Below are 25,766 nucleotides of genomic sequence, written 5' to 3'. Positions count from 1 at the left end.
TTACATTCTGCTCAATCCCTAAACGTTCCCTTCATACCTTCGTTTATTTACGCATTTTAGGGTCGAATGCATCGCGTAGACCGTCACTGAATAAATAGAAAAATAAAATTAATAAGCTTAAAACAAGTGCTGGAATAAATAATTCATGAGGGTGAATCAATAACATCGCACGACCTTCATTTACTAATGAACCTAGTGAAGATTGCGGTGCCGGTACCCCAATACCGATAAAGCTCAAGAATGCCTCGAAGAAGATCGCATTGGGTACTGTGAACATTGATGTTACGATAATCGCTCCTAATGTATTCGGTAAAATGTGTTTGAAAATCAATTTTAAGTCTGATGTTCCAAGTGTGCGTGATGCTAATACAAATTCTTGGTTTTTCAATTTCAAAAATTCTCCACGAACAACACGACTCATACCAATCCATCCAGTAATCGTCATCGCCAAAATAATTGTCCAAATTGACGGTTCGAAAATTAATACAAAGAGAATGACGACAATCAATGTCGGAATAGATGAAATAATTTCGATAATACGTTGCATGACATTATCTACACGCCCACCGAAATATCCCGAAATCGCCCCGTAAATTACACCAATAAAAATATCAAGTACTGCTGCTACAAAACCGATAAATAATGACACTTGTGCACCTTTCCATGTACGTGTCCATAAATCTCGACCCAATTGGTCTGTCCCGAACCAGAAGTTTTCTTTTACATTTGCTTTCTCGTAAGCATTCCCTTCAACTCCGGCACCGTCAAATGGTAAGAACGGTACTTTATCGAGTACTGCTACTTTTGGTGGTAAATTACGACGTTCTACATCTTGTTCAGCATACGTATAACTATTCATAAGAGGCCCAACTAATGCGAGAAATAAAATAAGTAGTAACCCAACCAAACCAACAACTGCCAGTTTATTATGTGTCAGTTGCGTCCATGCATCTTGCCAAAATGTACGTCCTTCCCGCTGTAATGCTTGTTGGTCAAGATCCGGTCTTCCTGTGCGAACAAAGTCTTCGTGCATAACGCCCGTCGTTTGAGCCATTGTTGCACCTGACGGATCGTCTTTTGGTAAACGGTGTAAGTCTTTCGTCATTATTTTTTACCCCCTTGTACACGAATACGTGGATCAATCAATCCATACAGTACATCGACAAGGAATATCGATACAATGAACAATGTACTAAACAATAATGTAATCGCCATAATGACAGAGAAGTCATTTGTTGTGATTGATCGTACGAATTGATCCCCTAATCCTGGCACACCGAAAATATTTTCGATTGTTAATGTACCTGTTAAGATACTTGCCAACATAGGAACAAGAATTGTAATCACTGGAATCAAGGCATTTCTCAATGCATGTCTAAACAAAACTGTATAAGTTGAATTCCCCTTTGCGCGTGCTAATAATATGTAATCTGAACTCAACACTTCAATCATCTCTGCTCGAATATAACGTGCCACTGTTGCCAGAACAACGGCTGACAATGCGAGTGACGGTAATACCGTTGTAGATAGACCTTCCCATCCTGCAACAGGAAACCATTGCAACTTCACTGCAAATACATATTGCAATAAGACTGCCAATACGAATGATGGGACAGATATCGCAATGACTGAGATAAGCGTAGCTAAATAGTCGACCCATGTGTTCTGCTTTGTTGCAGCAATCACTCCCAATATCACACCAAGTACAACTCCAATAGCCATCGCAATAAGTCCCATTTGAAATGATGGAATCAATCTCGGTTGAATCAATTCCCAAACAGGTTGCCCATCATATTGGAAAGAGTTTCCGAAATCTCCCTTCACAACATTTGTCATGTAGTTAATATATTGCACTGGTAATGGATCATTCAGTCCATATTTTTCATTAAGGACAATTTTTTGCTCTTCACTCAACTTTTCATCATTGAATGGAGAACCTGGCATTAATTTCATTAGGAAAAAAGTTATGGAAATAATAATCACTAATGAAATAACCATGTACAGCAAACGCTTAAGTGTGTATTTAAGCATATGTAGCTTCCCCCTTTGTTCAATTAACATTCCCTTCTAAATTTTCAGAAATATTAATGTTATTATAATCTTTCAATATTTTATATTCAATAAGTTTTTTTAATATAAATATTTTGAAGTATAAAGAATGTTATTGTAGCAACATTTCAAGCAATTTATTTTTAACATAAAACTTTTGAATTGTTGATGATTATAAAAAGTTAGCTTAAAATATTGTATAATTAGATTGACATTCTAACGATGGAGGAAACCAATGAATCGTATTAATTTGAACACGATAATATATATTTTTCTGACGCCTATCATCACTTTTTTTGTTTGGCTAGCAGGCGCTCACTCATGGATTAATTTCATCAATATCTTTTTTACAGTATCCATTATTATGATCATCATGCTCTTTATGTTATTACTCGTTCAAGAAGGCATATTTGATGTGACAAGTTACGGTTTTAGGAAGTTTCGTTATCAATTAATGCGTAAAAAGAACCGCGAAATGTATGAAGAAGATGAATTTTACAACCCTAAAACTCCAAAACGTGATAGTTATTTCGTTCAACCGTGGATTAAACCATCATTACTTATCAACGTTATATATCTTATTATTTCCTTTATATTTGCATTTATCGCAGCATAAAAAAGCGCGTACTTTCATAAACATTCAAACATGTTTACGAGAGTACGCGCTTTGTATATTACTTATTGTTCAAACTTTTTAAATACTAATACTGCATTATGACCGCCAAATCCTAAACTATTACTCATCGCATAAGTAATGTCATGGTCTACCGCTTCATTCGGTGTAATATCTAAGTCAATCTCTGGATCCATCGCATCTGCATGAATCGTTGGTGCAATCTTGCCATCACGTATAGACAACACAGAAAAGATTGTTTCAATCCCTCCTGTCGCACCTAGTAAATGACCCGTCATTGATTTCGTAGAACTAATTTTCAACTGATACGCTGCATCACCGAAAGTCGATTTAATCGCTTTAATTTCAAATAAATCACCAATCGGCGTACTTGTACCATGTGCATTTAAATACTGCACTTGATCCGGTGTGATGTTTGCATCATCCAATGCCATTTTCATCGCACGAGCGCCACCTTCACCGTCTGGACCCGGTGCTGTAATGTGATGTGCATCACCCGTTGAACCATAACCAACAACTTCAGCATAAATTTGTGCACCACGTGCTTGTGCCGACTCTAATGATTCCAATACAACGATACCCGCACCTTCACTCATAATAAAGCCATCACGTCCTTCTTGGAATGGACGACATGCAGTTTCTGGATCGTTATTTGTTGATAACGCACGGCTCGCACTGAAGCCAGCAATGGACATATTCGTAATCGGTGCCTCCGTACCTCCTGCAATCATTGCATCTGCATCACCACGTTCGATGAATTTAAATGCCTCTCCAATAGAGTTTGTCGCTGTGGCACATGCTGTTACAGTAGAACCATTCGGCCCTTTAGCACCTAAATCAATCGACACTTGCCCTGTTGCCATATCAGGAATTAACATCGGTACAAAAAACGGGCTAACACGTCTTGGCCCACGTTTTTTCAACTGTTCATATGACTCTTCGAACGTCTCCATACCACCGATACCTGAACCAATCCAAACACCAATACGGTCAGCGTTTGACTCATTAATGTCTAGCTGTGCATCCGCCACAGCTTGTCGTGCTGCCACAACTGCATATTGTGTAAAGCGAGACATTTTGCGTGCTTCTTTTTTAGGAATATGGTCTTCAATGTTAAAATCTTTCAGTTCCCCACCGATATGAACTTGAAATGGTTCAGTATCAATACGTGTAATCTTATCAATACCGTTCATACCATTTAATGCATTTTGCCACATTGTAGGAACATCATTTCCGATAGGTGATAACGCACCAAGTCCTGTGATTACCACTCGTTGTTTCTTTGTCATTGCGTTTCCTCCTCATTTATTTCCCCCAGCGAATAACCATTGAACCCCATGTAAGTCCGCCACCAAATCCAACTAGAACTAAAATATCATCGTCTTTAATACGATTATTCTTTAATTCTAAATCAATGCTAAGTGGAATTGATGCAGCAGAGGTATTTCCATATTTATCCACTGATACGCTCATTTTTTCTTTTGGTAAACCTAATCGTTGACGTGCTGATTCCATAATACGAATATTCGCTTGATGTGGAATAAACATATCAATATCGTCCGCAGTAAGTTCTGCCTTTTCTACTACTCGTGCTGAAGACTCTCCCATCACACGTACAGCAAATTTAAAAACTTCACGTCCATTCATACGAATCATGTCTGTTTCTTGTTCTTGATATAAGTACTTTCCGCCAATACCATCTGAACCCACTTCATAGCTTAGAATACCACGATTTCCAGACACTTCGCCAATAATAGCAGCCCCTGCACCATCTCCAAATAAAATGGCAGTGCCACGATCATTCAAATCTGTAATTTTAGATAACTTTTCTGCACCTACAACTAAAATATTTTTATAATCTCCTGATAGTATAAACGCTCTTGCAGTCACAATGCTATACATAAAGCCTGTACACGCAGCAAGTTGGTCCATAGACGCTACTTTAGATAATCCTAAGCGTTCTTGTAACTTATTTGCAACTGTTGGAAAGCGATGATCCCCCGTTGATGTTGCAACAATAACCATGTCCACATCTTCCGGTTGTATACCTGCATCTTTTATTGCCCTCACACTCGCTTCATATGCGAGATCTGATGTATCTTGTTCTTTATCCGCCCAGCGACGTTCTTTAATACCAGTCATTTGTGAAATCCATTCATCTGATGTATCAAGATATGCTTCAAAATAACGATTATCAACCACACGTTCTGGAACATAAGCGCCAAATCCTTTAATTCCTACATTCATGGTTTGAACACCTTCTTTTATTTTTTAATACCAGGTATTAATTTAACACAAGGTACTAAAAGTTGACAAGCGATACACATGGCGACACTATACAATTGCACAAAAGAGCTTTATAATAACACTATCAGCAAAAATGGAGGCGTGTACATAATGAAATATATCATTACGTTTATCTGGGCTGTTGTATTATTTGAGATGGTGAACTTCGTACTAAATAGCTTAGGCGGTGGCGGACCACTTAATGTAGTCACACCTATCGCATTAGCAGCTTTTGTTTTTGTCATTATCTTAATCTTAGATACAGTCGGATCAACACCAACGAATCAAGTAACCGACTCACATTAATGTTAAAAGCCATTGCGTTTTTCTCAACGCAATGGCTTTTTTAATAAATTATTTAACTGCACCTTGTTTCAACTGTTGTGTTTCTGGGTCAAAGTAAGTAATGGATGATTGACGTAATTCAGATTTTTGCTCAGCGCTGATGCTGTAGTCGTTGTTGTATAAAGTGGCTTCCCAACTACCGTACATTGGATTCGGGAAGATGATATATCTGCTACCAAAATCATCTTCATGTTGTTTTACGAATGTTTCACGTCCTTCAAGTGTCGCTACTTTCGGCTCATCAAAATCTAACAAGTTGTCACCGAATAATTGTACAAGGCGATATTCTGTTTTAATGCGATCACGGCGTTCTGTTTTGCCATGTTCCCCTTCTTTTTTAAGCAATACATGTGCTTCATCAGATTGTGGTAAACCTTGTTGTTTTAAGTTTTTAATCGTTGCTTGAAGGTCTTCTTCATGAGAACGATCTGAGACATAAAAAATTTCTACATCGTGCTCATCTGCATATTTCAAGAAATCTTTTGCCCCATAAACAGGTTTTGCTTGCGCTGATTGTACCCATTCATGCCAACCATCAGGGAATGATGCACCTTGCAATGTATTATATGCTTGATATGGTGAGTTATCTAATACCGTTTCATCAATATCTAAAGCAATGGCTAGCTTTTTCCCGCCTTTATGTTTTTTAATTTGTTCATCTAGTGCTTCTTTCGCTGAATTGTAACCTTGTGCATATAGTGCCTTAGCTTCAGCAGAATTTTGATACCAAGCCACGCCCATCATATTTTGTGAAGCTAATTGTGCTGTTGCATCTTCCTCAGTCATTTGCTGCTGTTGTACGGCGACATCACTTCCAGCTTGTGCATCATGTGGTACAGATGTTGTCACAAGACCTAACGCCAAAAGTACCGCTGAAGTTTTTGTCCATTGATTCATCTACATCACCCTTATATGTATATTTTGGGTTGAGTCAAAATATTATTTTAGAACATCACTAATAAGTTATTGTCCTGATAAAAATATATTTATATTTAACCCTGCTTGTTATTATAACATAACGAGTTTAATAAAAATTTATATACTAGAATAAGAATAAAGTTCGGAAACATTCGATTTCATATCATCACTTTAAACATTATGTATAAATTAAAATAATAACTCATTTCTTAAACAATACTATTCTTACTTACAAACACTGCTCAAATTTAATGATTTCATGACAGTAAAAAGACGTACACGATATACGCATACGCCTTTATTCTATTATTCAATTTCAGATGGTTTCTCTATGTCAAAATAAATAGCACTATCTTGTAAATAACCATGCACATGTGTACCTTCTTGCAAGTTGTCTTTAATAATTAGGCGTGCTAATGGTGTTTCCACATGACGTTGTACGAAACGTTTCAATGGACGTGCACCATATTCTGGTTCATAAGCTGTTTCACCCATCCATTTTTTCGCTTCATCCGTTAAGTCTAAGGTAATGCGTTGATCCATTAAACGCATATTTAAGTTTGTTAGGATTTTATCAACAATCATTTGCATATCATCAACAGATAATGGTCGGAATAATACGATATCATCCATACGATTTAAAATTTCTGGTTTGAAGTAAGCATTTAAACTTTGCATCACTGCTTTTTCTGTTTCTTCCGTAATGGCTCCTTCATTTTTGACATTTTCAAGCAGAATCTGTGAACCAATATTACTTGTCATAATGATAATGGTGTTTTTAAAGTCTACACTGCGTCCTTTAGAGTCAGTTAAGCGACCTTCATCTAATATTTGTAATAGAACGTTGAAAACATCTGTATGTGCTTTTTCAACTTCATCTAATAAGATGACTGAATATGGATTGCGTCTAACTGCTTCAGTTAATTGACCGCCTTCGTCATGACCAACGTATCCTGGAGGTGCTCCAATCAATCGAGATACGGCATGTTTCTCCATATATTCACTCATGTCAATACGAATCATATGTTTTTCAGAATCAAATAACGTTGATGCAAGTGATTTGGCAAGTTCTGTTTTACCGACACCTGTTGGCCCTAAGAATAAGAATGAACCGATTGGACGACTTGGATCTTTAATACCTGCTCTGGCACGTACAACCGCATCTGATACTAGATCAACAGCACGATCTTGACCAACCACACGTTGATGTAAAATATCCGATAAGTTCAATAGTTTTTCTCGTTCTGTTTCTACTAATTTGGATACTGGAATACCTGTCCATTGACTGACAATTTCTCCAATTTCTTCATCTGTTACGACTTCTCGGATAATACGATCATTGTCTTCACCTTGTGCTTCTTGGAAGGCGGCTTCCAGTTCTTTTAATTCTTTTTCTAATTGTGGGATTTTACCATGTTGTAACACAGCTGCTTTTTCCAAGTCATAATTATTTTCTGCATCTTCCAATGCTTTACGACTTTCATCTAATTCTGCACGTTTTTCTTGGACTTTCGCAATTTTTTCTTTCTCTTGTTCTACACGTGCTTGTAATTGTGCTTGTTTTTCTTTCTCTTCAGCGAGTTCTTCTTGTAGTTCTTGGAGACGTACACGGCTCGCTTCATCCGACTCTTTCTTCAATGCATTTTCTTCTATTTCCAGCTGCATCACACGACGATTTGCTTGGTCGAGTTCTGTTGGATTAGATCCCATTTCTGTACGAATCGTCGCCGAAGCTTGGTCTACTAAGTCAATCGCCTTGTCTGGTAAAAAGCGGTCGGTAATATAGCGATCAGATAATTCTGCAGCTGCAACCAATGCACGGTCTTGAATGCGAACCCCATGATGGACTTCATAGCGTTCTTTCAAGCCACGTAATATTGATATCGTATCATCAATGTTTGGCTCTTTCACATTCACTTTTTGGAAACGACGCTCTAAGGCAGAATCTTTTTCAATATATTCACGATATTCGTTTAACGTTGTCGCACCAATGCAATGCAATTCTCCACGTGCAAGCATTGGCTTCAACATATTCCCGGCATCCATTGCACCGTCAGTTTTCCCTGCACCAACGAGCATATGAATTTCATCAATAAATAATAAGATACGGCCATCTGAGTCTTTTACTTCTTTCAAAACGGCTTTCAATCGTTCTTCAAATTCACCACGATATTTTGCACCCGCAACTAATGCACTTAAATCGAGTTCAAAAACAGTTTTGTCGAGTAATGAATCTGGTACGTCTTTTTTTACAATACGTTGTGCCAATCCTTCAACGATTGCTGTTTTACCTACACCCGGTTCACCGATTAAAACTGGGTTGTTTTTTGTTTTTCTGCTTAAAATACGAATTGTGTTACGAATTTCTTCGTCACGACCAATAACCGGATCCATGTTGCCCTTACGTACTTCTTCTACTAAATCACGTCCATATTTTGATAATGCTTCATAGTTCACTTCAGGATTTTGTGTTGTCACATGGTTTCCCCCTCTGACTTTTTTTATAATTTCTTTAATCACTTGTTCTTTATATTCAACAAACGATGCGGTTGTTTCGTCTACTTCCATCGCAGCTAACAACATGTGTTCCATAGAGATGAATTGATCATCATATGCTTTCATCTGTTCTTCTGCTTTATTAAATAATGTATTTGTCTTTGGCGATAAATATTGCCCATACTGAACATTATCACCTGTTACCTTAGGATATTGTGTTAATTTTTTATCATACGCTTTGGCAAGTGCCTCTGTATCTATTTCTGCACGTTCTAAAATTGTTTTGTATAAACTCTCATCTGCTTCAAGAACTGCTTTCAGTACAGCTTCTGTTTCAATATTTGTTAATTGATAAGTTTGTGTTGATTCAATCGCTTTTTGTAAAGCATTTTGTATAGAATGCGTCATCTGATTAATATCCAAAATGCGTCACTCCTTTATTTCAAAATAGGTCAATTTGACTTTGACTTTCTTTGACCTTAACTATATTATACGCCCGATATTTTTAAAAATCAACAAAAAAGGATAGATATTAAAATGGAAAATCCACCTGATATCTATCCTTCTCAATGCTTATTTTTGATGTGCTTTTATTGTTTGAATGATTTCATCAATTAATGCTTTTACACCCTCTGCTTCCAAATGAATACCATCTGGCGCAAAATATTCTGTATGCTCTTGTGACCTCGCATGCCAATCAACAAGATGAACATTATCACGATTTTTCGCAGCTTGTTTAAGCAATTCGTTCACATGCGCTTGATAATCACGGGGCACACTTGTATTTACTAAATATATTTGAGACTCCCCTAAAAGATCTAACAGTGTATCGAGTTGCTCATCAGTAAAGTCTCCATTCGTTCCGAGTTGCAGGACGACCATATCATCTTTTTCTCGATAATCAGGGTAATCTTCTCGAATGAGTGGAATCGCTTGTACCAGTTGACGCCCTATCAGCCCATTGATGCTCGCATTCGCTACCTTTTCCTTAAAAGCATCACCGATATCTACCATAACAGAATCACCGATGAGTAGTGGTTTCCAGTTGGCATATGGTGAAGTCTGCCCTTTCACTTCTAATCCATCTATTTTCATATCACCTAAAGGAATCGGGACTGTCATATATTGTTTCATGTCTTCTGTATTAATCGCAGTCGTGTGTGTGTTGTCTTTAGCAAGTCCATTGAACACACCTGATAAAATTACCACTGATGGTACGAGTAAAATAATCATAAGCCATGCACGTTTCACGTTCAGCAAACGCCATTGTTTCAAATGACGGAAATCAAATATCTTGAACCCTGAACGACGGAAAGGTGTTTCGACATATCGATAAGAAAACTCTGCCATTATCACGATTAATAGTGCATCAATGACATATACAAACATAGGAATTTGTCCTTGCACAAAATGATGATGCATTAAGACAATAACAGGATAATGCCAAAGATATAAACTATATGACCTTGAACCAATGTATAAAAATAATGGATTTGCTAATCCTTTTGCAAAAAGGCCACTTGGCATGACTGCACTTGCAATTATGAAAAGCGTCAGTAAACTAATCAGCCCAAATCCACCAAAGTATAATGCGTTTTGTGATTCATTCACGAATCGAAAACAAAGAAACAAACCGACTAATGACAAGACACCTAGTCCGTCTATGATCATTCGAGGTTGTCTTGCTGTTTGCATACGCAGTTTAAATGCGGGCCAAACGAATGCCAGTATAACACCAAGTAACATTGTTTGTAAGCGTGTATCTGTTCCAAAATAAACACGTGCAACATTGCCATGTGGTTCGTATAAAATACCCATTGTGATGATTGACATTACGATAAATCCAATCATAGTGTATAGGATGGGTTTTAGACGTTTTACATAACGAAGTAACATGAAGAGTAGTATTGGGAAGAACAAATAGAATTGTTCTTCAATCGCTAAAGACCACAAATGTTTGAGCGGTGCGACTTCAAATTGGGCAAAATAGTCAACATCTTGGAAGATATACCACCAGTTACTGACGTAAAAAAGTGCCGCAAATGCATCTCCACGCACAGCTTTAATTTCGGAAGGTACTATCATTAAAGTCAGTATGAGTACAGACATTATTAAGAAAATAACTGCTGGTAACAATCTTTTTAAACGTCTCATCCAAAAAGATATAAGATCAATACGTTGTGTATTATGATACTCTGTCAACAACAGACTCGTGATTAAATATCCTGAAATGACAAAGAAAGTGTCTACACCTAAAAAACCACCCGGTAACCATTGCGGGTTGAAATGGTAGATAATGACTGCGACTACTGCAATTGCACGCAAGCCATCAAGACCCGGCATATAACGTGTTGAGAGTTGTTTTTGAGGCATTTTGGAAAAATTCCACATGTTGATCATTCTTTCTTAATTATAATTTTAATCTATTCATACTTTATACAATCTTGCAATTGATGATGATTAAGGTCATGAATAAGAGACGGCACTATTCCTAAAAAAAGAACTGAAACTTTTGTTTAAGTTCAGTTCTTCGCCAAGATTGTTATGAATGATTGAGTTATATTAACTATTAATTAGCTAACACCTAATGCAATTTTAGCGTAACGAGACATCATATCTTTGTTCCATGGTGGATTCCATACGATGTTAACTTCTGTTTCCTTAATCTCAGGTAACTCACCTAACGCTGTTTTAACTTGATCCACGATTTGTGGTCCCATTGGGCAACCGATTGATGTCAATGTCATTTCAACTGTACATAATCCATCATCGTTTAAGTCAACTTTATAAACAAGGCCAAGGTTTACGATATCGATACCAAGCTCTGGGTCAATAACGTTTTCCAATGCGCCTAAAATACTATCTTGTAATGCTTCTTCCATGCCTATTCACCTCTTTTTTTATCATTACTATCAATATATCAAAATCATTACATTTCTACAATAAAATGCTATGATATTCATAAACTGAACTTTAGAATTTAGGAGCATAACATGAAAAAACACTTAATTTGTTTAGATTTAGATGGAACTTTATTAAATGACAGTAAAGAAATTCCACCATATACATTTCGCGTATTAAAAACCTTACAAGCACAAGGTCATGCCTTAATGATTGCGACAGGTCGTCCTTATCGTGCAAGCAAGCTCTACTACGACCAGTTAGAACTAGACACCCCTATCGTCAACTTTAATGGGGCATATATCCATCATCCAGGTGATCACAACTTTCCAACTTATCATGAACGCTTAGATGAAGGCATCGCAACAAGTATTATTGAAACTTTAAAAAAAATGGACATTCAGAATATGATTGCTGAAGTAGGTGATCAAGTCTATATTGATCGCCCTGACAATCGCTTATTCGATGGCTTTAGTATGGGGAATCCGAATATCAAAGTAGGTGATCTCGAAACATTATTACACGAAGACCCAACCAGTCTCTTAATTGAAGCTGAAGAACATATGATTCCTCGTGTGAAGCAAGTTTTAACACGTTTTTACGCCGAAAATATTGAACACAGACGTTGGGGAGCCCCTTTTCCAGTCATTGAAATTGTTAAACGCGGTATTAGTAAGGCAGTCGGTATCGATATCGTACGCAAGCATCTCGGGATTGAGCGTAATGAAATCATCGCATTTGGAGATGAAGATAACGATCTTGAGATGATTAAATATGCAAAACATGGCATAGCAATGGGTAATGCCATCTACGACCTGAAAATCATTGCCAATGACACAACGCTTTCGAACAACGAAGAAGGTATTGGTATTTATTTGAATAATTTTTTCCAATTAAATATTCCTAAATAAGATATATAAGGAGGATGAACAGATGTCGAAACAAAAAATTATCGTTGTCGGCGCAGTTGCCGGTGGTGCAACAAGCGCTAGTCAAATTCGTCGTTTAGACCCAGACAGTGATATCACTGTCTATGAGAAGGATCGATATATGAGCTTTGTTAATTGCGGTTTACCGTATTACCTTGGGAATGTTGTCGAATCACGTGAACAACTCTTGCCGATGACGCCTGAAAAATTTAAACAAAAGAAAAATATTACTGTGAAACTACAACATGAAGTTGTTAGTGTTAACACGAAATCCCAAACCATCGAAATTAAAGACCATACAACTGGCAAATTGGTTAAAGATAATTATGATATTTTAGTGTTAAGTCCAGGTGCCCGAGCACGACATCTTGACTTCGATGTCCCACATCTTTTCACATTGCGTAATATGGAGGATACAGATGCAATTGAAGACTATATCACTACAAACCAAGTGAAAAACGTCTTACTCATCGGTGCAGGTTATGTAAGTTTGGAACTACTCGAAAATATGTATGAACGTGGCTTATCACCTACGCTCATTCACCGTTCTGAAGCGATCAATAAGTTAATGGATCAAGATATGAACGCAGTGATATTATCTGAACTCGATAAACGTAATATTCCTTATCGTTTGAATGAAGAAGTCGTTTCAATCAATGATCATACAGTGACATTCAAATCTGGTGCAGTAGAAGATTATGATATGATTATTGCCGGTGTCGGTGTATTACCTAATTCAGAGTTCATACAATCATCGGGTATTGAAATAGATGATAAGGGCTATGTTCCCGTCAACAATCGTTTTCAAACGAATATCCCAAATGTATACGCTGTGGGGGATATAGCGACCAACCATTATCGCCATGTCGACCTTCCCGCACACGTACCACTCGCTTGGGGAGCACATCGTGGTGCAAGTATTATCGCTGAACAAATTGCAGGTAACAAAGATGTTGTTTTTCAAGGTTTTGTCGGTGCAAGTATTGTAAAGTTCTTTGACTATACATTAGCGAGTTCTGGCGTATCCCTGAAAGACCTAGAACAGTTTGACTATGACATGGTTGAGGTGAAAAACGGTACACACGCCGGCTATTATCCGAACAATACATCAGTCCATTTACGTGCATATTATGATAAAACATCACGTCGTCTCTTACGTGCTGCAGCTGTTGGAATAACCGGCGTTGATAAACGAATTGACGTTTTATCGATGGCGATGATGCATCGAGCAACAATTGATGATCTCACTGCTTTTGAAGTTGCATACGCTCCTCCATACAGCCATCCAAAAGATTTAATCAACATGCTTGGTTATAAAGCACGACAATAAACATTAAAAAAAAACGTCATTTAGTTCGTTCTTTCAACAAGAGCGACTAAATGACGTTTTACTTTTTAGTGGAACAATGCAGTAATTGGTCCCCAAGGTAAAATTGTACCCAAGATTGCTGTTATCACAACAATAACCCACGTCCAAATAAATAATGAACGGTTTGAAACTTGTTTCTTCTTACGTGCAATCGTTACTTCCATCAAACCGATGATGCTCAGACCACCGACCATTTTCAATGTCAATAGCATGTGACTTGCATCTGCACTTGTAAATGCTTTAGCGATAAGCCAAAAACCTGTAATCAACACGAAAACCATAAATAAACGCATTGTCATATGCAATGATTTAAATAATGGTGTCGGTCCTTGTTTGTTAGAAAAGTTTTCATATGTTGCATAAAATAGTATCAATAGCATAATAAAACTAATAATGTGCAAGTTAATTAGTACCATAAATATATCCTCCTATTATAAATCGACTTAGATATCATAACATATCCTTTTTACGACAAACATCGGAATGCTTGAAATATGATGATTTATTAAGAATTTAACAAATTCATTTACTTTTCTTTATATGCTAAAGCACGCCCTATGATTAACCCTGCTGCCAGATATCCTAATGGTCTAAAGATAGAATCTCCCAATCCAACTTTGAAATAAAACATTGCAATAAATAGTAGAATACCAACCAAAAATAAACCTTTGTATTTGATATACAACATATAATCAGCCCTTCTTTTGTGGTACAAAAAATAGGGCAAAATCCCTTTGCCCTATTTTTATAAACAAGTATATTAGTCTTCGATAAATGTCGTTAATGTACCGATATTATCGATTGTTACTTTTACTTCGTCTCCCGGTTGTAAGAACTTCGGTGGATTCATACCTGCACCTACGCCAGCTGGTGTACCTGTCGCAATAATGTCACCTGGATGTAATGCAACATATTTTGAAATTTCTTCAATTAATTCGTCAATTTTTAAGACCATTTGTGACGTATTACCGTCTTGACGAATTTCGTTATTTACCTTTGTTACGATATTTACATTTTCAGGTGTTGGTAATTCATCTTTTGTAACGATATAAGGTCCCATTGGGCAGCCACCTGTTAAACTTTTAGACAAGAATGCTTGATCGTGTCCTTTTTGTGCTGCACGGTCTGTAATATCATTGATGATTGTGTAACCATATACATAGTCAAGCGCTAAGCCTTTAGGAATCTTCTCACCTGATTTACCAATTACAACGCCTAACTCACCTTCATAATCTAATTCATCTGTAATATCTTTGTGATTTGGAATTGTTGCTTCATCACCTGTTAATGAAGATGCCGCTTTTGTAAAAACATATAAGCGATCAACACCATGATTTAACTCTTCAGCATGTGCTTTGTAGTTACGACCAAATGCAATCACATTATTTGGTGGTGTGACTGGCGGTAAAAATTCAATATCTGTATATTGCACTTTATAGTCAGCTGAGTTGCCACTTTCTTCTGCTGCTACAACTGCCTTTCTTACTTGCTCTTGAAATTCTAATGTTTGATTGTGTTGCAATCCTTCTAACAATGTTTTCGGTTGGAATTCTGCTTCGCCAAAATCAGCAAATACTTTTCGTAAATCCCAAGCCGCTTCTTCTCGCTTAACTTTAACACCGTATGATGTTTCATCATTGTGTTTGAATGATAAGAATTTCATTCACTATCAGCTCCTAACGTATATCTTATAGCCATTATAACGAAAATTTTAGATAAATCACAAATTTTTATCATTCTCTGATTTAAATTGTAATCTCACCAAATTTAAAGAAATATAACGAACCGGATACTTTTTGCTTTAATATCACTTCTAACGCTTGTTGATAATATTTCATTTGAATGCGATACTTCTCTTTCAATTGCAGACCGAGTTCTTCATCCGTCATGCCTCTTCGTCGAACGAAAACATCTGTTTTATAGTCAACGAAATAATAATGACCGTCTTCTTCAAAAACAAGATCAATCATCCCTTGAATAATCGCATCTTCTCTGTCTTTTGACTCAACAGCATTTTGATTCACGATAAATGGTAACTCACGATAAATCGAATCACTTTTCGCTATTCGCAAGTACAAGTCACTATCTACAAATCGCTTCACTTCTTCAATATTAATATCTTGAATTGCTTCTTCATCAATAATTGCTTGTGCCACTAACCGATCAATGTAAGCATACAATTCTGGCTCTGTCAGTCGCTCTTCCTTAAACGGCAAATGCTGCATCACCGTATGCATTAACGTTCCTACTTCAGCAGCATTTCGCTGTTGCTCCTGCATAAAAATAGGACGTTCATATGTGACAGCGCCAAGACGATATTGACGGACACGTTCATAATTCGTATCTGCTTGTTCCGTTTCTAATTGACGTTTCAGTTCAGAAACAGATTGTTTTGACGGATGTGTCACAGCTACTTGATGTGGATATTCAAACAACAATCGTTCTTTTATCTCTTCCGCTTCTTTTGATGTCATATCTGCATTTTTCAGACGTTCATTTAACAATGTCACAGATGGTGTTTTGGCATCAGATATCTCATCATCTATTGAGATAATATCTTGCGCTTCCACATGCTGAATCTTGACAGTTGGTTGTAGATAATTCGGTAACTCATCGATTGTTTGGGAAAATCGTTGTTTTGGTAATAAATGTGTTGCCTTATGCTTACTCAGTACACTGTATATGAGTTCAAAAGCACTTTTCGCTGTAAAACGTTGAATCGTTCCAAGTCGATTGTCAGTCACTGACCAAGCTGTCAATTGCTCTAATACATCTGTATCATCCACTGTTCCAATTAGATATAACTGTTCTTTTGCACGAGTTAACGCTACATAGATTAAACGCATTCTTTCCGAAATAAGTTCCTTCTGATTGATTAATTCAATACTCATCGATATTAATGATGGATAGAACAGACTATGCTCTGTATCATAGTATTGAAGACCTAAACCTTCATATTGATTCAACATGACGGGTTTTTGCAAATCTGTCTTATTGAATTCTCTACTAAGTCCTGAATAGATGACAAATGGAAATTCTAAACCTTTACTGCTGTGTACTGTCATCCATCTCACCACATCATCATTTGGACCAATCACATTTTCTTCTCCAAAATCTTGATCGCGGTCTATCATTTCATCAATGAAGCGAATAAATTGAAACAACCCACGATAGCTTGAATTATCAAACTCAATCGCCTTATTGAATAGACCATGTAAGTTTGCACGGCGACCTTCTCCACCGACTAAACCACTAAAATATTGTGGAATATAATGATCATTAAAGAGTTTATCAATCAATTGATAGACAGGATGCGATTGACTGTAACGGCGATAAACATTTAAATCTTGTAAAAAGCGTCTCACCTTTTGTTGCAATTCAGATGATACATCATCTGCTTCCAAATATTGTTGCATTGTTTGATAGAAATAATCTTCATTTGGTGCAACAACTCGAATCTGTGCTAACTCAGCTTCAGTAAATTGATAAATCACTGAACGCATTAACCCGACAAGATAAATATCTTGTAACGGATTGTCTATCGTTCTTAAAAATGACAACATCAAGCGTACTTCTGTTTGTTCAAAATAACCATCTTTACTTTTCGCATAAAATGGAATGTTTCTATCTTTGAACACTTGTTGAATGTTTCTGAGATTAGACGTGTTTGATTCTAAAACGACGATATCTTTATAAGTCGCTGGACGATAATCTTTTGAATCAAAATCATATACTTTTTGTGTTTCAAGAATTCTCTCTACTTGTTGCGCAATGAGCGCTGCCTCTTGTTCACCTTTATTCAAATCAAGCGAACTATCTTTCAGTAAAGTTGTTAAATGAACAGGATGTGTCATATCATCAAATGATGCACCATCATATAAACTCGCCGCTTCATCGTAATCTATTTCACCGATTGCTGGGTCCATCATATGTTTGAATAAATAGTTTGTCGTTGCTAATACTTCTTTACGAGAACGGAAGTTTTGAGACAAATCAATGCGCTTCCCACTCGATTGTTCAGGTTGATTAAATCGCTCATACTTCTCAATAAAAAGGCTGGGATCGGCTTGACGGAATTTATAAATCGATTGCTTCACATCACCAACCATAAACAAGTTACCATTCGACTCATTGCCACGCTTAATACTTGAAATAATCGCCTCTTGTACACGGTTCGTATCTTGATATTCATCAACTAATATTTCATCAAATTGCTCACGATATGCGTCCGCAATTTCAGAAGGCGTGCCATCTTCATTTAATAAAATACGCAATGCCATATGTTCATAATCGGCAAAATCAACAATATTACGTGCACGCTTTTCCAATTCAAACTTTTGTATGACATCTTTCGTCAACTCTGCAAGGTATGCAACACGTGGTGCTAAGTCTGTCAATTCTTGTTGTAACGTTTGACGATCACGTCCAACAAACTGTTTAACTCTCTCTACATATGATTTATAACGTTTGAATGTTTTTTCGAAAAATTTATAAGCATCTGCAAGCTGTGGATCTTCTTTCACTTCAGCGGGTCTGTTAGGCATTCTTCCGTACTTAAATGATCTGATTTTGTCTTGATCAATGATAGCTTCAGACAAAAGTTGACGGAAAAAGTCACGATGTTTATTGATCAGATCAATATGTTCCTCACAAAAACCTATCAATTCCAATTGTTCATACAACTGATCCAAAGTATCTTGTGCTGCTTCTAGATATAATTGAATATATTCATCTAATATCTCAATATAATGTTGTTGTGCATTATTATCACGATACGGTTTGTCTAAAGCATTTAACCACACAAAGGGTTGTGGATTGGCAATACTAAAGTAATACATCTTTTTAACAATCTCTCTCAAGCTTTCATCACTTCTATCTGATGATAAATGCTCTGTCAATGTAATAAACTGAGGATCCAAACGTTTATAATGATCCTCAAATACGTCATCAATCGCTTGATTGAGCAACAATACATTTTCTACTTCACTTGCAGTTCGGAAGTTTGGGTCCAATTCAATTTGATCATAATGCTGTTGAATCAACTTCAAACAAAAACTATGCAATGTTGATATATGTGCTTGGTGAATTTTAGCACGCTGATTTTTCAAATGTTGATTCGTCGGATTCTCTATTGAAGCCTTTTGAATACTTGCTTCAATACGATGTCTCATTTCTCGTGCACTTGCATTCGTAAAAGTTACAACCAGTAGGCGATCAACATCGATATCATCTCGTAATATACGTTGAATGATTCGCTCGACTAAGACCGCAGTTTTCCCAGATCCAGCTGCAGCTGCTACTAGAATATCTTGGTCTTTAGCATAAATACTTTCCCATTGCGCATCCGTCCACTGTACATCTTTTGGCTTTGTTGGAATCATCGTGTCTCCTCCCCTTCCTCACTTGACGCAAGAATATCTAATGGTTTAATCTTTTCATCCACTTGACGATATTTCGCACTATCAATCAAGCTATCCACATGACATACTGATTTGTATTGACAATAACTGCATGGTAGAACATCTTTATACTTCAACGGGGCTACTTCAGTATGCCCATCCATAATTTGTGAAGCAGTATACACAAAGTTTTCTTTGTTTCGCTCTATCAGTTTGTATATCATTTCTTCATCGATAACTTTGCTGTCTCTTTTATTAAAATCACCTTTTTTAGTGAGTGCTACGGGAACAATATCTGAACCTACTCCGTTTTCTAAGCGACGGTCATAGCCTTCTATCACATCTGGATCACTATTTAAGAAACCATTCAGTTTATATGATTTCAAAAATTTAGCTTCATAATCGTCTGGATTTACTTTATCCCATGCCCGTTTCTTATCTTTGAATTTATGCACATGCATATATAAAAAGCCACCCGGTTTTACATCATCTTTCAATCCTAAGCGCACTTTATTTTGTAATGCAATATCCATATATGTCATCATTTGCATTTGTAATCCGTAATACACTTTTACCAAGTCCAGCTCTGAACTTGATTCAGAAGATTTATAATCAATAATATTAATGAAACTTTTACCATGATTATGGTAAGCATCAATTCGATCGATTTGCCCACGTATATTAATCGGCACGCCTTGTGTTGTTGTCAGAGTTGACGCAATTAACTCTTCATCAGAGTGTGGCTTCTTTCGAAAAGATTTTTCAAATGCAATCGGCCGGAACTTGGAATACTCTGCTTGATAACGTAAAGCTTCAAGTGTTGTTTGAACAATTTCACCAATCCGTTGTGATAGATACTGATAGTATGACGTAGCATTTAGAAGATTAAACTGTACTTTTGGTAAATATTCATTTAGCGCTTGTTTTGTTAAATTTTGAATCTCGTCGGATGTTAATGTTTGGAAACTACCCTCAATTTGTTCTGCAATATATCGTAAAACATCATGGAATATCGTTCCAAGTTCAAAATTCTGCAACTCATACTTTGTGCGCTCATTCAATTTCAAGCCGTGTGATACATAGTGTTTAAACGGACAATTGTTGTAACCTTCAAAACGTGACACACTTGCGTTAATTGTTTTTCCATACAATGCAAATGTTAAATCTTGATCTAATTGCATCGTTTCATTACGATAATCTAGCGCTGTCGTTAAGTGTGTCATGCCTGTCTGCAACGACGGGACTTTTGACATTACTTCATATGCTGTAAACCATGTGTCTGAAACCGGTTGCCCATCTATCCACGTGCGGAGTGATTCAAATAAATGAACTTTCGTTTGGTGTGGATGAACGATACGGCGCATTGCTTCTTCTCCGTTGCGTTGTGCAATATTTTGAATTTCTACTGATGGTAAAATATTTTTTACATCATTTAAATAAGGACTGCCTTCTTTTTCTGATCCACTACTATCCATTAAACTATATGTCATCGTCAATCGTTCACACGCACGTGTCATTGCAAAATATCCAACAAAGGCTTCATCCATTTGTAAAATATCTGCTGTTGGGCTTAACTGCATACCTGTATGTGCTTCGAATTGCTTTTTCTCTTCATCAGACATCAAGCTCTTTCCACTGATAGGTTGTGGTAGCACACCATCATTCATACCGATTAAATAAACATGACATTTATTATCAACTTTTGCTAAATCCATAGAACCAATTGTCACTTGATCCATTGTTTGTGGAATCATTGAAAATTCTAAACCTTTTAAACCAACATCTAGTAATTCTAGAAAATGTGTATAGGTCATTTCTTTTTGTCCAAACACTGAAACAATTTCATCTAATATGCGAATAAATCCTTTCCAGATTTGGTCTAATTCTTCCGCTTTTTCATGTTTCTCATTCGATTCTAATGCATCGCGGTAACTCATAAGTTGAGACGGTAGTTCAAATGATTCCAACACTCCATATAACGCTGTCGCATAATCAACTGCATGTTTGCCTTCTTTTAGCTTGTTTCCTAATCGTTCAAGCTTTTGTAACACCGAATCCTTCATAGATATGACACGTCGAAATGTTTCTTCTTCGTCTTCAGTTCGTGTACGATGACGTTTAATCCCCATTTTTTTAAAGCTATCAAGTTGGAATTTGCTGTCGTCAAACCAATTTGCCCCCTGAATCCCACGTTCCAGCGCATAGTTTTCCAGTAAATCTATTAAGTAACGACTGTTTTCAATGTTTTGTGTGAGTACATTTGTTTTAAACAAGCGCATCATCGGTTCAAATTTCCAGCCTGTTTTTAAAGATTCAATCATACTAACAAACATTTCCATAATCGGATGATGTGCCATTGAACGCTTCACATCTATGTTATATGGAATATCGTACTGTGCAAAAATTGATTCTAATAAATATGCGTAATGTGGATCACGATATAAAACAGCAATATCATGATACCGATATCGATTATCTCTGACATCTGCCAAAATTTGTCGTGCAACTTCATTCACTTCTTCACGTGTTGATGTCGCTTCGAATATTCTCACTGCACCATCATCCGACTGTGTCGGTGTTGGTTGTAAAGCATCGAACTCTGATGCTAACACTTTTATACTTATCTGTTTAAAACGATACACATCATTAAAATGTTTAATCTCTAACGTTTCATTTAGATTTTCTGCAATTTCGTGAAGATGTGTGAGTGATTCCGACGGCTTACGAAACATACTTAATGGATCCATATCTCCATTTGTTGTTAGCAAGACTGTAACGGATTTCGCATGTTGTACGAGTACTTCTATCACTTGATATTCTTGTGTCGAAAAGTTGTGAAACCCATCGATATATATATCTGCTTTACAGAGCCACTCAGACTTCGGAATCACCGATATGAAGCGCTGCATCAAACCTTCTCCCGTTAGATAATCAGAGCCCATACGTGCTTGCAAAGTTTCATAAACCAATCCCATATCATGTAACTTATCTTGTGTTCTTTTAGATAATTGTGTGTTTTTTGCACTGTTCACAACCACTTCTGGTGTCACTGCATATTTTTCAAAATCTTGAATTTGTTCACGTACTTTTGTACTAAACCCTAAATACTTCACTTGTGATTGATACAGCTTCAGCTTTGTGCGAACATCTTCTAAAATATGATAAATCATCATTTCAATTGATGAAGTTGATAGACGTGTTTCATGTACACCCCCTACTTCTTGAAACACACGATGACTGAGCCTGTCGAAGTGTAGCACTTCCGCTCGCAAACTACCTTGTAATGATGAATCACTGACAAAAGCTTGTTCATATAAATACGTTCCTTGCATCGGTGTTACAACGACAATCGGATCTCCTAAAGGTGCTTCTTGTATCTTATGTTTAATCTCATTCATCATCGCTGTACTCTTACCAGTGCCTGCTTTTCCTATATAAGCGCGAAACATACAACTCCCCCTCACTGTTGAATAGCGTTATTTCCATTATATATGCTTCATAAAAATAACTAAAATGTTTTATTTATATTTATTGTGCTGAAATAAACTGTCAAAAAAAGTCTAGCAAGTAGCATCTACTACTCACTAGACTGATATTCATATTATGGTGTTTCTTCTGTATGATCTGGGTTGAAGTTGACTTTGAATTCACTTACCGGCCAATATCTTAATGAAACCTTACCGACGATTTGGTCTTTATCAATCAAGCCAATCGTACGACTATCTTTGCTAACTTCACGATTATCCCCTAACACCAAATATTTATCTTTTGGTATTTGATATTTTCCATTGCTCCCTTGTAAATCTTGAGAGTTAACAGGTCCAGTAATTTCATCGTATGACTTATGTTTTAAGTTATAGTCAAGATAAGGTTCATGTACTTTCTTACCATTTAAATACAATTGATCGTTTTTGTATTCTACATGATCACCGGGTTTTCCGATAATACGTTTTACATAGTCTGCTGATTCGTCAGCATGGAATACAATAACATTCCCATTATCCAGATGACCTAACGTCTTACCAATTTTATTCACAATTAAACGGTCTCCGTCTTTTAATGTAGGATGCATTGAATCCCCTTGTACGTTATATGGTTTAATTACAAATGTATAGAGTAATCCAACGATAAGGAGGGCTAGTCCTATCGAAATAATCCATTCTATCGTTTCTTTTTTCACTATTGACACCTCTTAAAGATAAAAATATCTGACGCAAGATGTAAAAATAAGCTATCTCATTCTACATCATTGATACGCCTTTATTAATTCGTCTGAACTGTACTTTTCATCATATCATATAACTAAATCAAAGGGTTAATGTTTTCTATATCACACACATTTCAAAACAGTGACAGCAAAACACACACTAAACTACATCCCATTACTATATTTCAATAATTCACAGTGTTTCTTCCACCATTTTTAATATCTAATTATTTGATAGAAATTGTTTAAAAATGTATGAAAAGCAATGAACATTCTGTAAAAACACTTAAATAAGTATGCAATAAATATAGTTGAAACTGTAAATTAACCACTTCCAAATATATGACTATACGTTATATTAAAATAACACTTCCACTTGAAAGGAGGTGCGTACAGATGATGGTTGTATTTGTAGTAACAACAACTATCATTTGCCCAGTCATTACTGGTATCATTGCAAATTATTTGTATGATAAATTCAAATGCATATGATAGCACAAGAAAACCCCCACATTGCTTTAGACGGCTGTGGGGGTTTTTGTACAGATGTAGTTGTGTTCTATATCAATATAATATTCTAACTTCTACTATTTATCAAACCATTCATAACTTATATTTAGTTAAAAATAGCTGAAATACAAGGAGTTTGTATCCTGAAAAACCGTTAAATACTGAACAAAAAAAGGGCTTTTCGCTCCCAATTTTATTTACCCAGAACTCACTAGTATCATTACACATGGATTGTATGATAAATTCAAATGCATATGATAACACAAAAACCCCCACCGACTGTGAGAGTTTTTGTACAGATATCATTATGTTCTATATCAATAGAATTGACTATCTCCTACTGCTTATAAATTTTTTATACAATTATAAACGTGCTTCTAAATCTTTTTTCTTATCTTCAAAGCCTGGTTTACCAAGCAATGCAAACATATTTTGTTTATATGCTTCTACACCAGGTTGGTTGAATGGATTCACACCTAATTGGTAACCGCTCATCGCAACAGCCAATTCAAAGAAGTAAACCAGATAGCCGTATGTTTCAGCATCCAATTTTGGTAATGTAATAACCAAGTTCGGTACGCCACCATCTGTATGCGCTAATAACGTTCCTTCAAATGCTTTGGTATTCACTTCATCAACTGTTTTACCAGCTAAATAGTTAAGACCATCTAAATCGTCTGCGTCTTCTTCAATTGTAATATTATGCTTTGGTGTATCGACTTTTAAAACTGTTTCAAATAGGAAACGACGTCCTTCTTGAACGTATTGACCTAATGAATGTAAGTCTGTTGTAAAGTTTGCACTTGATGGATAGATACCTTTCAAGTCTTTACCTTCTGACTCACCAAACAGTTGTTTCCACCATTCATTGAAATATTGTAATGATGGCTCGTAGTTAATTAACATTTCAGTTGTATAACCTTTGTTGTATAACACATTACGAATTGATGCATATTGATAAGCAATGTTTTGTGATAAATCATCTGATGACAATTCTTCACGCGCTTTTGCTGCACCTGACATCATAGCTTGAATATCAATACCAGCGACTGCAATTGGTAATAGACCTACTGCTGTTAATACAGAGAAACGTCCACCGACATCATCAGGTACTACGAATGATGCATAACCTTCATTTGTCGCAAGTTGTTTTAAAGCACCTTTTTCTTTATCTGTTGTCGCAAAAATACGTTTTACCGCTTCTTCTTTACCATATTTTTCTTCTAATAATTGTTTAAATAAACGGAAGGCCACAGCTGGTTCTGTCGTTGTTCCTGATTTTGAAATAACATTCACAGAGAAATCTTTGCCCTCTAAATAATCAATTAATTCTTGTGTATAAGATGAAGAAAGATGATGACCTGCAAAAACAATTTCTGGTAAATCATTATTCTTTTTAAATGCGGGTGTCAACATTTCAATCGCTGAACGTGCACCTAAATATGAGCCACCAATACCAATGACAACGAGTACATCTGAATGTGACTTAATCTCTTCTGCCGCTTTTAAAATGCGATCAAATTCTTCTTTATCATAGTCAACCGGTAAATCAACCCATCCTAAAAAATCATTGCCAGCGCCTGTTCCTTCATGGATTGTGCGATGAATCAGCTTCACTTGATCTTGCTGTTGTTCTAATTCATGCTGCCCGAAAAATTGTAGTGCCTTTTTGTAATCAAACTGGATATGTGTCATGCACTTTGCCTCCTAATTTAACTGAACT

General features: G+C 36.4%; 19 protein-coding genes. 4 read left to right on the top strand and 15 right to left on the bottom strand.

Going from position 1 to position 25,766, the window contains the following annotated elements; translation table 11 throughout:
• Positions 1-43: 43 nt before the first annotated feature.
• Complete coding sequence (opp3C, locus tag C7J88_RS10235) at positions 44-1,105, bottom strand: oligopeptide ABC transporter permease (RefSeq protein ID WP_095115949.1); 1,062 nt, start codon at positions 1,103-1,105, stop codon at positions 44-46.
• Positions 1,105-2,031 (bottom strand): oligopeptide ABC transporter permease, encoded by a 927-nt coding sequence (opp3b, locus tag C7J88_RS10230; protein WP_095115947.1) that lies wholly within the window; start codon positions 2,029-2,031, stop codon positions 1,105-1,107. The genes opp3C and opp3b overlap by 1 nt, the downstream gene beginning before the upstream one ends.
• Before the next feature lie 253 nt (positions 2,032-2,284).
• On the opposite strand from opp3b, the gene C7J88_RS10225 reads away from it, so the two are divergent.
• A complete protein-coding gene (locus tag C7J88_RS10225) occupies positions 2,285-2,665 on the top strand; it encodes a DUF3899 domain-containing protein (protein ID WP_095115945.1) in 381 nt (126 codons plus the stop codon).
• Between the two features lie 62 nt (positions 2,666-2,727).
• On the opposite strand, the gene fabF is transcribed toward C7J88_RS10225, so the two are convergent.
• Positions 2,728-3,972, bottom strand: a complete 1,245-nt coding sequence (fabF, locus tag C7J88_RS10220) for a beta-ketoacyl-ACP synthase II (protein WP_095115943.1) — start codon at positions 3,970-3,972, stop codon at positions 2,728-2,730.
• 16 nt (positions 3,973-3,988) lie between these two features.
• Positions 3,989-4,930, bottom strand: coding sequence for a beta-ketoacyl-ACP synthase III (locus C7J88_RS10215; protein ID WP_095115941.1), 942 nt, complete (start codon positions 4,928-4,930; stop codon positions 3,989-3,991).
• Between the two features lie 150 nt (positions 4,931-5,080).
• Between C7J88_RS10215 and C7J88_RS10210 the strand changes: the two genes are divergently transcribed.
• The gene (locus C7J88_RS10210) at positions 5,081-5,275 is read left to right on the top strand and encodes a DUF2929 family protein (RefSeq protein WP_095115939.1); all 195 of its coding nucleotides are present in this window, start codon (positions 5,081-5,083) and stop codon (positions 5,273-5,275) included.
• Between the two features lie 48 nt (positions 5,276-5,323).
• Here the strand turns inward: C7J88_RS10210 and C7J88_RS10205 are convergent, their stop codons facing one another.
• The 4 genes from C7J88_RS10205 to C7J88_RS10190 form a co-directional block, all read right to left on the bottom strand.
• Positions 5,324-6,211: a 5'-nucleotidase, lipoprotein e(P4) family gene (locus C7J88_RS10205; RefSeq protein WP_095115937.1), complete on the bottom strand. Its 888-nt coding sequence runs from the start codon at positions 6,209-6,211 to the stop codon at positions 5,324-5,326.
• Between the two features lie 327 nt (positions 6,212-6,538).
• Positions 6,539-9,151 carry an ATP-dependent chaperone ClpB gene (gene clpB, locus C7J88_RS10200; protein ID WP_095115935.1) on the bottom strand — a complete coding sequence of 871 codons (2,613 nt, stop codon included), beginning with the start codon at positions 9,149-9,151 and terminating at the stop codon, positions 6,539-6,541.
• Between the two features lie 150 nt (positions 9,152-9,301).
• Positions 9,302-11,101 carry an acyltransferase family protein gene (locus tag C7J88_RS10195; protein ID WP_229709409.1) on the bottom strand — a complete coding sequence of 600 codons (1,800 nt, stop codon included), beginning with the start codon at positions 11,099-11,101 and terminating at the stop codon, positions 9,302-9,304.
• Between the two features lie 200 nt (positions 11,102-11,301).
• Positions 11,302-11,610: a metal-sulfur cluster assembly factor gene (locus C7J88_RS10190; protein WP_095115933.1), complete on the bottom strand. Its 309-nt coding sequence runs from the start codon at positions 11,608-11,610 to the stop codon at positions 11,302-11,304.
• Between the two features lie 111 nt (positions 11,611-11,721).
• On the opposite strand from C7J88_RS10190, the gene C7J88_RS10185 reads away from it, so the two are divergent.
• Entirely contained in the window at positions 11,722-12,540 is an 819-nt protein-coding gene (locus C7J88_RS10185; protein ID WP_095115931.1) for a Cof-type HAD-IIB family hydrolase, read from the top strand.
• A 22-nt stretch (positions 12,541-12,562) separates the two neighbouring features.
• Entirely contained in the window at positions 12,563-13,888 is a 1,326-nt protein-coding gene (locus tag C7J88_RS10180) for a CoA-disulfide reductase (RefSeq protein WP_095115929.1), read from the top strand.
• A gap of 65 nt (positions 13,889-13,953) precedes the next feature.
• On the opposite strand, the gene C7J88_RS10175 is transcribed toward C7J88_RS10180, so the two are convergent.
• The 7 genes from C7J88_RS10175 to C7J88_RS10145 form a co-directional block, all read right to left on the bottom strand.
• Positions 13,954-14,343 (bottom strand): YisL family protein, encoded by a 390-nt coding sequence (locus C7J88_RS10175; RefSeq protein WP_095115927.1) that lies wholly within the window; start codon positions 14,341-14,343, stop codon positions 13,954-13,956.
• 110 nt (positions 14,344-14,453) lie between these two features.
• Positions 14,454-14,615, bottom strand: coding sequence for a hypothetical protein (locus tag C7J88_RS10490; RefSeq protein ID WP_157728671.1), 162 nt, complete (start codon positions 14,613-14,615; stop codon positions 14,454-14,456).
• A 72-nt stretch (positions 14,616-14,687) separates the two neighbouring features.
• Positions 14,688-15,590, bottom strand: coding sequence for a fumarylacetoacetate hydrolase family protein (locus C7J88_RS10170; protein ID WP_095115925.1), 903 nt, complete (start codon positions 15,588-15,590; stop codon positions 14,688-14,690).
• 82 nt (positions 15,591-15,672) lie between these two features.
• The gene (gene addA / locus C7J88_RS10165) at positions 15,673-19,308 is read right to left on the bottom strand and encodes a helicase-exonuclease AddAB subunit AddA (protein WP_095115923.1); all 3,636 of its coding nucleotides are present in this window, start codon (positions 19,306-19,308) and stop codon (positions 15,673-15,675) included.
• A complete protein-coding gene (addB, locus tag C7J88_RS10160) occupies positions 19,305-22,775 on the bottom strand; it encodes a helicase-exonuclease AddAB subunit AddB (RefSeq protein WP_095115921.1) in 3,471 nt (1,156 codons plus the stop codon). Before addB ends, addA begins: the two co-directional genes overlap by 4 nt.
• 152 nt (positions 22,776-22,927) lie before the next feature.
• Entirely contained in the window at positions 22,928-23,506 is a 579-nt protein-coding gene (lepB, locus tag C7J88_RS10155) for a signal peptidase I (RefSeq protein WP_095115919.1), read from the bottom strand.
• Positions 23,507-24,406: 900 nt separating this feature from the next.
• Entirely contained in the window at positions 24,407-25,738 is a 1,332-nt protein-coding gene (locus C7J88_RS10145; RefSeq protein WP_095115915.1) for a glucose-6-phosphate isomerase, read from the bottom strand.
• Positions 25,739-25,766 lie beyond the last annotated feature (28 nt).

Source organism: Staphylococcus muscae, assembly GCF_003019275.1.
Taxonomy (GTDB): domain Bacteria; phylum Bacillota; class Bacilli; order Staphylococcales; family Staphylococcaceae; genus Staphylococcus; species Staphylococcus muscae.
This window is presented reverse-complemented; position numbering and strand designations above follow the sequence as displayed.